Source organism: Streptomyces sp. NPDC048185 (genome assembly GCF_043202495.1).
Classification (GTDB): Bacteria; Actinomycetota; Actinomycetes; order Streptomycetales; family Streptomycetaceae; genus Streptomyces.
The window spans coordinates 150,580-164,056 of sequence record NZ_JBIDAN010000015.1; the positions used below are offsets into that span (position 1 = coordinate 150,580).

Consider the following 13,477-nt stretch of genomic DNA (forward strand, 5'->3'; position numbering starts at 1 on the left):
CTCCCTCACTCTTGCTGCTCGATCGCCGCCGGCCGGAGCTGCGCGGCGCGCACCCGCGCCACGTCGAGCTTGGTGCCGCGGTCGAAGCGGTAGATGCCGTTCTGCTCCTGGAACACGTCGGTCAGCTGCGTGTAGCAGTAGCCGAACATGTGCGGATCGCTCAGCAGCACCTCGGTGAGACCGCTGAAACGGGTGTGGAACTCCTCCTCGTCCCGGACGCGTTCCCCGTACCCCCAGGAGTGCTCACGGTCCTCGCCGGACAGGCCGGCGGCCGCCTCGGGATCCCACCAGATGCCGCCGAACTCGCTGACGAAGTACGGCTGTCCGGCGTAGGGCAGCGAGTAGGCGGCGCCGTTCTCGTAGGCGTTGACGAACGGCTCGTCCTTGGCCAGACCGCACATCGACTGCCGGAAGGCGGACGGGTCCTGCTCGTAGTTGTGGGCGTCGTAGACGTCGGTCTCCGCGACCCGGTGGGCGTAACCGGAGGCGTCGATCACCGGCCGGGTGGTGTCCATGGCCTTGGTGGCGAGGAACATCGCGCGGGTGACGTCGTCGAGCTGCGTGATCCGGTCGTGCAGCTTCTGGTAGGTCTCGTTCAGCGGGCACCAGCCGATGATCGAGGGGTGGGAATAGTCCCTCTCCAGGGCCTCCAGCCACTGGGCGACATAGGAGGCGTCGGGCCTCTGGTTGTCGCCCGAGGAGCCCCCGGTCTCGCATCCCCAGTCGCCGAACTCGCCCCACACCACGTAACCGAGGCGGTCGGCGTGGTGGAGGAACCGCTCCTCGAAGACCTTCTGGTGCAGCCGGGCGCCGTTGAAGCCGGCCTCCATGGCCAGTTCGATGTCGCGGACCAGCGCCTCGTCGGTAGGCGCGGTCATCAGGCCGTCCGGGTACCAGCCCTGGTCGAGGACGAGCCGCTGGAAGACGGGCTGCCCGTTGAGGAGGACGGCCTTCCCGCGCAGGGCCACGGAGCGCAGGCCCGCGTAGCTCTCGGCGTCGTCGACGATCTCCCCTTCCGCGTCGAGGAGTTCGAGCCGGAGGCCGTACAGGTGGGGGTCGTCCGGTCCCCACGCGCGGCGCCGGCCCTCGGGCACCGGCAGGTGCAGGCGCGGGGCGAGGTCCAGGTCGGCGCGCGCCTCGGCGCGGCTCACCTCGCCGTCACCGTCGCTCAGCACCGCCCGGACCCGGTGGCCGGGCCGGTTGCCGGACAGCGGCAGTTCCAGGTGGAAGGCGCTTCCCGCCAGGTCCGGGGTGATCCGGGGGCGCCGTAGATGGGCCTCGGGGACGGGCTCCAGCCACACGGTCTGCCAGATGCCGGTCACCCTGGTGTAGTTGCAGTCGTGGTTGGCGTACCGGACCGCCTGCTTGCCGCGGGCCTGCGGACCGGACCTGCTGTCCCGGGCGCGGACGGTGACGACGACGTCCTCGCCGGTGCCGGCGATGTCACCGAGGTCGGCCGTGAACGGGGTGAAGCCGCCGCGGTGCCGGGCGACCTCCTCGCCGTTCACCCAGACCGTGGTGTCGTGGTCGACCGCGCCGAAGTGCAGCAGCACCCGGCGCCCGGCCCATGCGGCGGGCAGGGTCAGGGTCCGCCGGTACCAGACGGCGTGCAGGAAGTCGGTGTCGCCGATGCCCGACAGCTCGGACTCGGGCGGGAAGGGCACGAGGATCTCGCCCCGCAGTTCCCGGCCGAGGAGACCGCGTTCCAGGCCGCTGTCGCCCCGGTCGGTCTCGAACTGCCAGGCGCCGTTGAGGTTGAGCCAGTCGCGGCGCACGAACTGCGGACGCGGGTACTCGGGGCGCGGGACGGAGGGGGTGGGCACACATGCTCCAGTGGTAGATCGTTGGGTACGCACGGCTTCGGAAACGGGGTCAGGAACCGCCGAGGCCGGTGGTCGCGACGGAGTCGACAATGCGGCGCTGGAACAGCAGGAACACCGCGATCAGCGGCAGCGCCGCCAGCAGCGCGGACGCCATGGCCTGCGCGTACTGGATGCCGTAGGCGTCCTTCACGGTGGCCAGGCCGACCGGGAGGGTCATCAGGTCGGGATCGTTGGTGACGACGAACGGCCACATGAAGTTGTTCCACGCACCGATGAAGACGAAGATCGACACCGCGGCAACGATCGGCCGCGACAGCGGCAGCACCACGGACCGGAAGACCCGGAACTCGGAGGCACCGTCGATCCGGGCCGCCTCCTCCAGCTCCCGGGGGATGCCGTCGAAGAAGCGCTTCAGGACGAAGACCATCATCGGCGCGACCGCCTGGGGCAGGATCACGGCAGCGTAGGTGTCCACCAGGTCGAAGAGCAGCATCTGGCGGAACAGCGGTACGACCAGCAGCTGCGGCGGCACCATGACGGCGGCCACCGTCACGGCCAGCAGGGCCTTGCGCCCGCGGAAGGTGCCGCGCGAGAAGCCGTACGCCGCGAGCGTCGAGACGGCCATCGTGATCGCGGTGACCAGCGCGGCGATCAGGAAGCTGTTGAACGCCCAGACGGGTACGTTCCCGCGTTCCAGAATCTCCCGGTACGCCGCGAGCGTGAAGGCGCCCTTGAACGGAGAGAGGCCGGGTTTCGACAGGTCCTGTTCGCTCTGCACGGACGTGGCGATCGCCCAGACGAACGGCAGCAGCCACACGGCGGCCAGGACGACGAGGGCGGTCCCGGCCAGGACGCGCGGCAGCCGGCCGTGGCCGAGCAGCAGCGGGGAGCCGGCCGTGTCCCGGGGCCCACGGCGTGGCGGACGGAGGGTCGTAGCGGTGGCGGACACGGTCAGTCCTCCTGGCGGAAGAGGCGGAGCTGCACGAGCGAGACGACGATGACCAGCGCGAAGAACAGGTAGGAGACCGCCGAGGCGTAACCGAGCCGGTATCCGGTGAAGCCGACGTCGTAGACGTACTCCAGAACAGGCCGGGTGGAGGCGTTCGGGCCGCCCTTGGTGAGGATGTAGATCTGGTCGAACACCTTCAGCGAGGCCAGGACCTGGAGCATGGCCACCAGCGCCGTGGTGCGGCGCAGCTGCGGCAGGGTGATGGACCACAGGCGCCGCCACGCCCCGGCACCGTCCAGGGCGGCCGCCTCGTCGAAGGTCGAGGGCAGCGACTGGAGCGCGGAGAGGTAGAGCAGGAAGTTGAAGCCGACCGTCCACCAGACGGTGAGGGCGGCGATCGACCACATGGCGACGGACTCGTCGGACAGCCAGCCGACCGGGCTCATGCCGAGGGCGTCCAGGAACTGGTTGGCGAAGCCGAGTTCCGGCTGGTACAGCCAGGTGAAGATCAGCGTCACCACGGTCACGGGCAGCAGGTACGGCGCGAAGAAGGCCAGCCGCCACGCCCACTGTCCGGCCAGGCCGCTGTGCACCAGCAGTGCCATGGCGAGGGGTATCAGCACCAGCGGCACGCTGGAGACGACGGTGAAGAACACCGTGTTGCCGAGGCTGCTCCACACGTCCGGGTCGCCGAACGCCTCGGCGTAGTTGTCGAAACCGACGAACGCGGTGTCGCGTATCGCCAGCGAGGAGTCGGTGAAGCTCATCCACAGGCCCTGCACGACGGGCCACACCAGGAACAGGACGAACAGCACCAGGAACGGCAGGACGAACAGCAGGCCGGAGCCGCGGCCGAACGGCCTGCCGCCGCGCTCGGGGACGTCCGTCCGGGTGGCGACAGGGCCGGGCAGTGGGCCGGAGTCGGGAGGTGCGGTGGTGGTCACGGGGGTCACTCCTTCTGCTCGTCAGGCCACCGGGTTGGGCTGCCGGAGCAGCGCGTCCGCCTCGCGGACCATCTGACGCACCGCCTTCTCGGCGGTCGTGTTGCCCAGCAGCGCCGACTGCAGCGGCTGGCACATGCGGTTCTGGAAGTTGGAGGCGGCCCCCGTGAACCAGTTCGGCGGGTCGAGCACCGCCACCTTCCCGGCGTCCGCGTACGAGGACTGCGGCTTCAGCGCGGCGTACTCGGGCGTGGCCAGTACGGGCTGGTAGGCGGGGATGTGACCGGCGCTCGCCCAGGTCAGGCTCTGCTTGATCATCTCGGCGACGTACCGGTGGGCCTCGCGCCGCCGGGCCGGATCGGGGTCGTCCTGATGAGGGAGGACGAAGCTGTGGCTGTCGGTGTACACGGCCGGCCGTCCGAAGACCTGAGGGAAGGGCGCGGCGCCCAGCGGGATGCCGGACTTCCGCAGCGTGGGCAGCTCCCACTCGCCGAGCATGGCCATGCCGCCGCGGCCGGAGGTGAACGCCGCGAGCGCCCCGTTGTAGTCCAGGTTGTTGGGGTTGGTTCGGCCGTCGAAGAGCCGCTGCATGAACGAGACGACCCGGATCGCCGCGTCGACGTCGATCCGCGGCGGACCGCCGTCGGGCAGGGCGAACTCGGCGCCGGTCTGGGCGTAGAAGGCCGCGAACTGCCGCCAGTTCTGCGCGGTGTCGGTGACGTGCCCGAACAGGATGCCGGCCCCTCCGGAAGCCTTCGCGAGACCGCGGCCCGCGTCCAGCAGGGCCTCCGGGGACCCCATGGGGGCGAGTTCACCCGAGGAGTCCAGCAGCCCGGCGGTGCCGGCGGCCTCCTTGTCGTAGAAGACGATGAAGGGGTGCACGTCCAGCGGGACGGCGAAGACGGTGCCGTCGTGCTGCGTCCGCGCCCAGACCGCCGGCGTGAAGTCCTTCTCCGTGACGCCGAACTCGGCGAGCACGTCCAGGTCGAAGGGGTCGAGCAGACCACCGGGGGCGTACCCGGCCAGCCGGGACAGGTGCAGGACGGCCACGTCGGAGGCCCTCCCGCCGGCGGCCGACATGGCCAGTTTCGTGTAGTACGACGGTCCCCAGTCCAGGATCGTCCGGTCCACGTCGAAGCCCCGCCCGCCCCGGGAGACGGCCTTGATCATGTCGTCCATCAACATGCCGTCGCCGCCCTGGAACAGGTCCCAGACGCTCAGCGCGGAGGCGCCGGAGGCCGAGGCCGGGGAGGCGCAGCCGGACAGCGAGCCGGCGGCGAGCAGCGCGCCGGCCCCGGCCAGGCCGGTGCCCAGGAGGCGGCGGCGGGTCGGACCGCGGCGCGTGACGGGCTCCGGGGGCGGTGGTGGGGCAGAGGATCGCGCAGTCATCGTTGACCTTTCGACGGCCGGACGTGCCGGACCGGTGGCGCACCACGGCCCGGGTGGTCCCCGCGGCGTTCGGCGACAGGGGCCCGCACCGGCCGACCCGGTGCGGTGGCTTGTTTTTACATCGATGTACATGGGCTGTAAAGAGGCCGCGGCGGGGTGATCCGTTCCCTGCAACAGGCCGGACGGGCAAGGCCACCCGCCCACCCCGGACCTTCCGCGATCTACACTCGGGGCCGGTACGGGGCAGGGAGGCAGCGGTGGCACGGCCAAGGATCAAGGACGTCGCGCGGCACGCGGGAGTGTCGGAGAAGACGGTCTCCAACGTGATCAACGACTACGTCCACGTCTCCGAGCGGACCCGGCGCGTGGTCCAGGAAGCCATCGACCACCTCGGCTACAAGGTCAACCTGGCCGGCCGCCACCTGCGCAAGGGCCGCACCGGCATCATCGCCCTGGTCGTCCCCGAGCTCGACGTCCCCTACTTCGCGGAACTCGCCCGGCACGTCATCCGCGAGGCCGAACGGTGCTCCCTGACCGTCCTCATCCACCAGACCGGTGCCGACCGCGACCACGAACTGGCGGCGCTGGCCGGCTTCGGCTCCACCTTCGTCGACGGGGTGATCCTCAGCCCGCTCGCCCTGACCGCCGAGGACCTCCGTGCCCGCGCGGGTGCCCCGCCCACGGTGCTGCTCGGGGAGCTCCTGGAGGAGGGCGCGGACCACGTGGCCATCGACAACGAGCGGGCCGCGCGGGAGGCGACCGAGCACCTCATCGGCCTCGGGCGTCGCGTCGTCTGGGCCGTCGGCGGCCGGGACGACGCGGGCCTGGGCACCGCCGAGGCCCGTACCCGCGGTTACCGCGCCGCCCTCGCCGCGGCGGGACTCGCCTTCGACCCGGCGGCGCTGCTGCCCGTGGCCTCCTTCCGGATGCCCGACGGGGCCGATGCCGTGGACCGGGCGCTGCGCGCCGGCGGGCGGCCCGACGCGCTGCTCTGCCTCAACGACCAGCTGGCTCTGGGCGCGCTGCGCACCCTCCACGACCACGGGCTGAGAGTGCCCGAGGACGTCGCCGTCATAGGCTTCGACGACGTGGAGGGCGGACGCTTCAGCGTGCCGACGCTGAGCACGGTCGCCCCCGACAAGGCCGCGGTGGCCAGGATCGCCGTCGACCTGCTGCGGCGCCGGATGGACGAGGCCGCCGAGGCCCCGGACGCCACAGCCGACCCGTCGGCCGGCGTCCGCTCGCCTCAGGACCTCGTCGTCGCCCACCGGCTGGTGCTCCGCGAGAGCACGGAAGGAGCGGAGGCGCGGGCGAGGTAAGGGCGCCGACCCCGGAATGGCCGGGGAAGTCTCCGCCGATGAGTTCCCGGCGGTCGTGCGGTCTACCCGTCGACGAAGGGAGCGCACCATGCGCGAGATCATCGTTTGCACGTTCCTGACGCTGGACGGCGTCATGCAGGCGCCGGGCGGCCCGGACGAGGACCAGGAGAGCAGCTTCGAGCACGGCGGCTGGCAGAAGCCGGTGGACGACGACGAGGTCGGCGCGGCCATCGCCGGCTGGTACGAGGGGCCCGACGCGATGCTGCTCGGCCGGAAGACGTACGAGATCTTCGCCTCGTACTGGCCGACCGCCGATCCTGACAACCCGTTCACCCATCGGCTGAACAGCATGCACAAGTACGTGGCGTCCCGGACCCTGACGTCCGTCGAGTGGCAGAACTCCACGCTGCTGGAGGGCGACGTCGTTGACGCCGTACGCGAGCTGAAGGCTTCCGACGGGGGCGACATCAATGTCGTCGGCAGCGGCGACCTCGCCCAGACCCTCATGCGGCACGGCCTCGTCGACGAGTACCGGCTGACCATCCATCCGGTGATCATCGGCACCGGCAAGCGGCTGTTCGCCGACGGAACAATCCCCACCGCGCTGGAGCCGGTCAGCGTCTCGACGACCAAGGGCGGCACCGTCGTCGGCGTCTACCGGCCGAACGGCAAGCCCAGCTACGACAGTTACTGACCGGCCCGGACGGATCGCACGCCACCAGGGACCGCGGATACTCCTCGCGGAGGGGGTAGACGACAGTCATGGACGGCACACGATCCAGGCAGGACGAACAGAAGTCCCAGGAGGCCCGTGCCCGGGGGACCATGCGGATCTGGCGGTGGGCCAGATGGGCGGCGCTCGCGCTTGCCTTCGGCTGGGCGGTGAACTGGGTCGGCGGCCTCGTCCAGGGTGAGCAGGGCTGGGATCTGTGGTGGCCCTTGGTGAGCACCGTCATCTGGGCAGGACTGACCGTGAACGGCTTCGCCACCTACCGCCGGATCAGGACGACGACTCTGCCGGCCCTCACCGGACGGCCACCCGCCTGACCGTCCGACGCCGGTGATCCGCGAGCCGCGCCGCGGCGCCCGCACCCGTCGACGGGCATGTGGCCGAGGGCGGCAACCTCCCGCCGCCCGGCTGCGACCAGTGGGTGTCATGTACGCACCCCCACTGATCGGAAGCAGCTGATGAGCCACCCCCACAGCAGGGCACATCGCCATCACGTGAGAAGTCTCCTGGCGTCGGGTCTCCCCCTGGCGCTGGTCGCCGCCGCGGCCTTCACTCACGCCACGGACACCGAGGCCGGCCGCGCGGAAGCCGTGGGCAGCGCCGTGGCCGCTCCCGCCTGGGCCACCGCCGGCGCCGACGGTTTCGCCTCCGTCGACGCGCTCGGCCAGAACGGCACGTACGGCGGCCGGAACGGCGCGACGGTCACCGTGCGCACCCAGGCCGAGCTGGAGAAGTACGCCACTGCCGCCGAGCCCTATGTCATCGTCGTCGCCGCGGCGATCAGCATGTCCCCGGTCGGCAAGGAGATCAAGGTCGCCTCGGACAAGACGATCGTCGGCTCCGGGACGGCCGGGCAGATCGTCGGCGGGGGCTTCTTCCTCGGCACCGGCGTCCACAACGTGATCATCCGGAACCTCACGATTCGGGACACCTACCAGGGCACCTGGAACGACAAGGACCATGACTACGACGCGATCCAGATGGACGGCGCCCATCACGTCTGGATCGACCACAACGACTTCCGGAACATGGCCGACGGCCTGATCGACGTCCGCAAGGACTCCACGGACGTCACCGTCTCCTGGAACGAACTGAGCAACAACAACAAGGCCTTCGGCATCGGTTGGACCGAGAACGTCACCACCGACATCACGATCCACCACAACTGGATCCGCGAGACCGAGCAGCGCAACCCGTCGGCCGACAACTGCGCCCACGCGCACCTCTACAACAACTACCTCGAGGACACGGCCGGCACGGACATCTCCTCGTCGTACGGGAACTACGCGCGCGGCGGCACCGCGATGGTCCTGGAGAACAGCTACTTCCAGGGCTTCCACAACCCGGTGATCAAGGACGGCACGGCCTCGCTCGTGCAGAAGGGCAACATCTTCACCGGCACCTCGGGACGCAACGAGTCCGGCGGCACGGCCTTCGACCCGAAGGCGTTCTACTCCTACTCCCTTGACGCCGCCTCGAGCGTCCCGTCCGTCGTCAAGTCGGGCGCGGGCCCCAGGTCCTCGATCGGTACGACAGCCACCGCTACCGCGAAGGGCGCCGCGGCGACGACGCTGACGGTCGCCAAGGACGGCACCGGCCAGTACAGGACGGTCCAGGCCGCCGTGAACGCCGTCCCCGCGAACAACCCCGCCCGCGTCGTCATCGCCGTCAGGCCGGGCACGTACCGCGAGACGGTCAAGGTCCCGTCCGACAAGCCGCACGTCACGATCCAGGGCACCGGTGGCAGCCGCAAGGACACCGTGATCGTCTACAACAACGCGGCGGGCACACCGAAGCCCGACGGCTCGGGCACCTACGGCACCAGCGGCAGCGCCACGGTCGCCGTCGAGGCCGACGACTTCCAGGCTCGCAACCTCTCCGTCACCAACGACTTCGACGAGGGCGCCAACCAGTCCCTCTCCGGCCATCAGGCCGTCGCCCTGCGCACCGCCGCGGACAAGGTCTTCCTCGACGGCGTCATCGTCACCGGCGACCAGGACACCCTGCTCCTGGACACGGCCGCCAAGGACAGGCTCGGCCGGGTCTACGTCTCCAACTCCTACGTCCTCGGCAACGTCGACTTCGTCTTCGGCCGTGCCACAGCGGTGCTCGACCACTCCGTCATCACCCTGCGCAAGCGCTGGGACGGCTCCTCCGCCGGTTACGTCACCGCCCCCAGTACGCCCGCCGGACGCAAGGGCCTTCTCCTCGCGAACTCGACGGTCAACGGCGATGTGTCCAACGGCTCCTTCTACCTGGGGCGCCCGTGGCACGCGGGCGGCGACACGACCCTGGACCCGCAGACGACCGTCCGCAACACCGCCCTCAGCGCGGCGATCAAGTCGACGCCGTGGACCGACATGAGTGGCTTCTCATGGAAGGACGACCGTTTCGCCGAGTACAGGAACACAGGCGCGGGCGCGGGCTCGGCGAGCACGAACCGCCCCTTCCTGACCGACGCCCAGGCAGCCGACCAGGAGGTCGCCGACTGGCTGGGGGAGTGGACGCCCACGGCCTCCTGAGCGCGGATCGTCAGGTGAGGGGCGGGCGCGGCTCCAGGAGACGGTGGGTCAGTTCTCTCAGGCGCTGCCGGGCCACGGGGTCGTACGCCTGCTCGTGGGCGCGCGTGTCGGTGAACTGGTCGAAGTAGCGCCCGGTGACGCCCTCCAGGTCCCGGTCGAGCACCAGCCGCACGGTGGGGCGCACGCCCTCCTCGATGCCGGTGACCGGGGTCAGGCCGTACTCGCGCACTCCCGCGGTGTCCATCAGATGTGCGGGGTGGAGGGTGTTGACCGTGACTCCGGTGCCTTCCAGTTCGGCGGCCAGGTCGAACGTCGCCATGATCATCGCCAGCTTGCTGCGGCAGTACGCGCGCAGGCCCTCGTAGTCCCGCTCCAGCATCACGTCGTCGAAGTCGACGGCTTCCTGCCCGATCGAGGCCACATTGACCACGCGGGCGGGCGCGGAAGCGGTGAGCAGGGGCAGCAGGCCGCGGGTGAGGGCGTACGGGGCGAGGTGGTTGACGGCGAACCGCAGCTCGTGTCCCTGCCGGCTCAGTTCCCGGCGGAGCGGCTGGGCACCGCCGCCGGCGACGGCGTTGTTGACCAGTGCGTCGAGGCGGGGTTCGGCCGTACGGATCCGGGCGGCCATGTCGCGCACCTGGTCGAGGTCGGACAGGTCCGCGAGGTAGGTGCGGACGGAGGCACCTGCGACGGTGTCCCTCAGCTCGGAGGCCGCCCCCTCGACGCGTGCGCGGTCGCGGCCGTGCAGCAGGACGGTGTGGCCCCGCTCGGCGAGTCGGAAGGCGATGCCACGGCCCAGGCCCTGGCTCGCGCCGGTGATCAGAATGGTGCGTCGGCTCATGCCGGTCATCGTGGCCGGGAGGCCGGTGACCCGGGGAGCGTGTGACGAGCCTGGTGTCAGCACCACCAGGCAGCAGGCGGGAAGTGGGGGACCAGGACGCGACGCCGCTCGCCGGCCTCACGCCGCACGAGGCTGCCGAAGCCCCTGGAGGAGGGTGCGAGCTCCTGCTGTGGTGCGCGCGCCGCCGAGCGCCGTACGTGCGCATCGAACGGTCCTCACCCCCGCCGGGCCCCGTTGATCTTGCTCATGTCCGACGGGGCGGGGCCTCGGGGGCGTCGGACGTACCCTGCGCTTGCCGACGGGTGTGGAGGGCCTGCTCGACGTTCTCCAGTCGCCGCCGTTGGCGACGCATGGTGAGGGGGTTGACCAGGAACATGCCGGCGACGAGCAGCTGGAAGCAGGCGTCTCCGTAGTCGTGGTCGAGCAACTGTGCCACGGCGCTCACCAGCCACAGCAGCGCGGCGACCACTGTGAGCCAGAGCCACCACCGGCGCTGCAGGGGATCCAGCGCACGGCGCTGACGTGTGACGATGTCGACCGCGGCCGGCAGCTCGGCGGGGTCCTCCGGCAGCTCGCCGCGCCGTATGCCGCGGCCCACCCGCATGTACCGGCTCGCGCTCAGCCCGAACTGCGCCGCCCGGCGCCGAGTCCACCACCACGTCCCGGCGGCCGCGCCCAGGCCCAGCACCAGGAAGGCCGCGGCGAACAGCAGGCCCTGGTGCACGTCGACTTCGTCCTCGCCGACGACCGCTCCCAGCAGAAAGCCCGCGAAGGCCGTTGCCAGCAGTACGGCCATGAGGATCCCCACCGCGCTCGCGCGTCCCGTACCCGTGCGCGTTCTGTCGGCCGACCCGGACATGCCCATCCCCCTTCACCCGTACCGTGCATGACCGGCTACCCCCGTCGGCAGCCGGCACCCCCGCCGATGCGCAGGGACGGAGGAGCCAGGCGCCGCGGCCGTTGCGGGGGTGGGCGCGCGTGAGGTCAGTGGGGTGGGCGGGTCGGTTCCGTGACCGAGGTCTGCGGTGCCGTCCAACTGGCGAGGAGTCTGAGGCGGTCCTCCGAGGGGGTGCCCGGCTCGGCCGTGTAGATGATCAGGTCGTGTACGGCCCGTTGTGGCAGGGGCAGGTCCAGGGAGCGGAAGGTCATCTCCACCGTGCCGACTTCCGGATGGTTCAGCCGCTTGATGCCTTCGTGGCGGATGCGGACGTCGTGACTGGCCCACATCGTGCGGAAGTCGGGGTTGAGCGTGGACAGTTCGCCGACGAGCTCACGCAGGGCCCGGTCGTGGGGTTCACGTCCGGCTTCGGCGCGGAGCACCGCGACCGTGGCCCTCGCGCCTTCTTCCCAGTCGACGAAGAAGTCGCGGGAGCCGGCGTCGAGGAAGAAGTAGCGGGAAAAATTGGCGCGGCCACGGTCGCCGGTGGTGTCGCTGTCGGAATTTCGACGTCCTTGCGACGCTGTGACCTTCGGCGGCTGGGGCGAGCCGCTCTCGCCAGCTCGAACAGATAGGTGCGCTCGTGCTCGTCGAGCAGCAATGCCCGCGCGACCGCTTCCAGCACGTCCTCGGAGACTCCGCCGATGTGGCCCTTCTCCAGCCGCGTGTACCACTCGGTGCTCACGTCGGCGAGGGCCGCGACCTCCTCGCGCCGCAGTCCCGGAACTCGGCGGCGTCGCCCGGTGGGCAGTCCGACCCGCTCCGGGGCGAGCTTGGCGCGTCGGCTGACGAGGAAGTCGAGGATCTCCGAGCGGTTGCCGGGGGAATCACCAGTGCTGTGGTCGGACGGACGCTCCATCCCTCCACGATACGCACGGCCCTGCCGGTAGCGAGGTTGTGTCTGTACCCCCCATGAACGCGACCTTGCCCGCCTCTGACGGCGCCGGTTCTCTGAGGCCGGCGCACGCGAACGGCACTCCTTCGGCGCGGGCCGCCGCCCGCCGCCCTCCATCCACACCTGAGGAGCTTGACCATGAACAGCAAGACCGTACTGATCACCGGCGCGACCAGCGGCATCGGCGCCCACACCGCGCGGATGCTTCTCGACCGCGGCCACCGTGTGGCGGTCACCGGCCGCAACGAGACCAGAATGAAGACCTTCCTCGACGACGCCGGCCACCCCGACCGGCTGCTGGGTCTGGTCGCGGACGCGGCGGACTGGCAGGCCACCGAGTCGGCGGTGACCCGAACCGTGGAGCAGTTCGGCGCCCTTGACGCGGCGGTGGCCAACGCCGGATTCATGTCCGGTGACTCCATCGGGACAGGCGACCCGACTCTGTGGTCGCCCATGGTCCTCACCAACGTCCTCGGCCCCGCCCTGCTGGCCCATGCCGCCCTGCCCCACCTGGAGGCCACCGGCGGACGGCTCGTGCTCATGGGCAGCGTCGCCGGGCTGAAGAACTCTCCCGCCAATCTCTACTCGGCCACCAAGTGGGCTACGACCGGACTCGCCGAGAACCTGCGTCTGCACGCCACGGCCCGCGGCGTCGGTGTCACCCTCGTCAACCCCGGCATGATCGACACACCCTTCTGGCAAGGCGCCGGCGTTCCCCCCTTCGCCCTGCCTCCCCAGCCCGTCGCCGAGGCCGTCTGCTTCGCCCTCGGCCAACCGGCAGGCGTCGATCTCAACACGCTGACCATCCGGCCCATGGGCCAGCCCGTCTGACTCCTCTCGGTTTCCGCACCGCGCCGCTCACCCCCCAACTGACGAAACATTCAGCCCTTTTCAGAACAGAGTTGACACGGAGTGGCTCAGTAACGTTTCCGCGGTGAATGTGTTGAGCCGACGGGGTGAGTAAAGAGTTCGTGATGGTGGCGTTTCGCGTCGCATTCGAAATCCTCTCGTCTTGGCAAAGGCCGACGTGTCGCGTACTCGTCGGCGCCCGCTGGTTCGTTCCGCGGCGTGCGTGCCGGCCCGATGCCCCGGTGGCCGGCCGGAACCGCGCGCCTCGTTCCCCACCCGAGG

The 13,477-nt window shown here is 70.6% G+C and carries 11 protein-coding genes and 1 pseudogene; 5 read left to right on the forward strand and 7 right to left on the reverse strand.

All coding sequences use genetic code 11. From position 1 onward, the window contains the following. Positions 1 to 5: 5 nt before the first annotated feature. The 4 genes from ACGF3H_RS32880 to ACGF3H_RS32895 are packed head-to-tail and all read right to left on the reverse strand — an operon-like array spanning position 6 to position 5,102. Positions 6 to 1,823 carry a sugar-binding domain-containing protein gene (locus tag ACGF3H_RS32880; protein ID WP_362493178.1) on the reverse strand — a complete coding sequence of 606 codons (1,818 nt, stop codon included), beginning with the start codon at positions 1,821 to 1,823 and terminating at the stop codon, positions 6 to 8. Positions 1,824 to 1,872: 49 nt separating this feature from the next. Next, the gene (locus ACGF3H_RS32885; protein WP_362493181.1) at positions 1,873 to 2,772 is read right to left on the reverse strand and encodes a carbohydrate ABC transporter permease; all 900 of its coding nucleotides are present in this window, start codon (positions 2,770 to 2,772) and stop codon (positions 1,873 to 1,875) included. Positions 2,773 to 2,774: 2 nt separating this feature from the next. Next, complete coding sequence (locus ACGF3H_RS32890) at positions 2,775 to 3,716, reverse strand: carbohydrate ABC transporter permease (protein WP_393816573.1); 942 nt, start codon at positions 3,714 to 3,716, stop codon at positions 2,775 to 2,777. 21 nt (positions 3,717 to 3,737) lie between these two features. After that, on the reverse strand, positions 3,738 to 5,102 hold the full coding sequence (locus ACGF3H_RS32895; RefSeq protein ID WP_362493184.1) for an extracellular solute-binding protein: 1,365 nt from the start codon (positions 5,100 to 5,102) through the stop codon (positions 3,738 to 3,740). Between the two features lie 257 nt (positions 5,103 to 5,359). Between ACGF3H_RS32895 and ACGF3H_RS32900 the strand changes: the two genes are divergently transcribed. The 4 genes from ACGF3H_RS32900 to ACGF3H_RS32915 all read left to right on the forward strand — a co-directional run bounded on the left by ACGF3H_RS32900 (position 5,360) and on the right by ACGF3H_RS32915 (position 9,673). Next, a complete protein-coding gene (locus ACGF3H_RS32900) occupies positions 5,360 to 6,421 on the forward strand; it encodes a LacI family DNA-binding transcriptional regulator (protein WP_362493187.1) in 1,062 nt (353 codons plus the stop codon). Between the two features lie 88 nt (positions 6,422 to 6,509). Continuing rightward, positions 6,510 to 7,115, forward strand: a complete 606-nt coding sequence (locus ACGF3H_RS32905) for a dihydrofolate reductase family protein (protein ID WP_362493190.1) — start codon at positions 6,510 to 6,512, stop codon at positions 7,113 to 7,115. A gap of 68 nt (positions 7,116 to 7,183) precedes the next feature. After that, positions 7,184 to 7,468 (forward strand): hypothetical protein, encoded by a 285-nt coding sequence (locus ACGF3H_RS32910; RefSeq protein ID WP_362493193.1) that lies wholly within the window; start codon positions 7,184 to 7,186, stop codon positions 7,466 to 7,468. Positions 7,469 to 7,609: 141 nt separating this feature from the next. Further along, the gene (locus ACGF3H_RS32915; protein WP_362493196.1) at positions 7,610 to 9,673 is read left to right on the forward strand and encodes a pectinesterase family protein; all 2,064 of its coding nucleotides are present in this window, start codon (positions 7,610 to 7,612) and stop codon (positions 9,671 to 9,673) included. A gap of 10 nt (positions 9,674 to 9,683) precedes the next feature. On the opposite strand, the gene ACGF3H_RS32920 is transcribed toward ACGF3H_RS32915, so the two are convergent. From ACGF3H_RS32920 to ACGF3H_RS32930, 3 genes and pseudogenes are all read right to left on the reverse strand, one after another. Continuing rightward, a complete protein-coding gene (locus tag ACGF3H_RS32920) occupies positions 9,684 to 10,514 on the reverse strand; it encodes an SDR family NAD(P)-dependent oxidoreductase (protein ID WP_362493199.1) in 831 nt (276 codons plus the stop codon). A 244-nt stretch (positions 10,515 to 10,758) separates the two neighbouring features. Further along, positions 10,759 to 11,310 (reverse strand): hypothetical protein, encoded by a 552-nt coding sequence (locus ACGF3H_RS32925; RefSeq protein ID WP_362493201.1) that lies wholly within the window; start codon positions 11,308 to 11,310, stop codon positions 10,759 to 10,761. A gap of 188 nt (positions 11,311 to 11,498) precedes the next feature. Continuing rightward, positions 11,499 to 12,310 (reverse strand): annotated as a pseudogene (locus ACGF3H_RS32930) (helix-turn-helix transcriptional regulator). Between the two features lie 174 nt (positions 12,311 to 12,484). Here ACGF3H_RS32930 and ACGF3H_RS32935 point away from each other — a divergent pair. Next, positions 12,485 to 13,177, forward strand: coding sequence for an SDR family oxidoreductase (locus ACGF3H_RS32935; RefSeq protein WP_362493204.1), 693 nt, complete (start codon positions 12,485 to 12,487; stop codon positions 13,175 to 13,177). Positions 13,178 to 13,477: the final 300 nt, after the last annotated feature.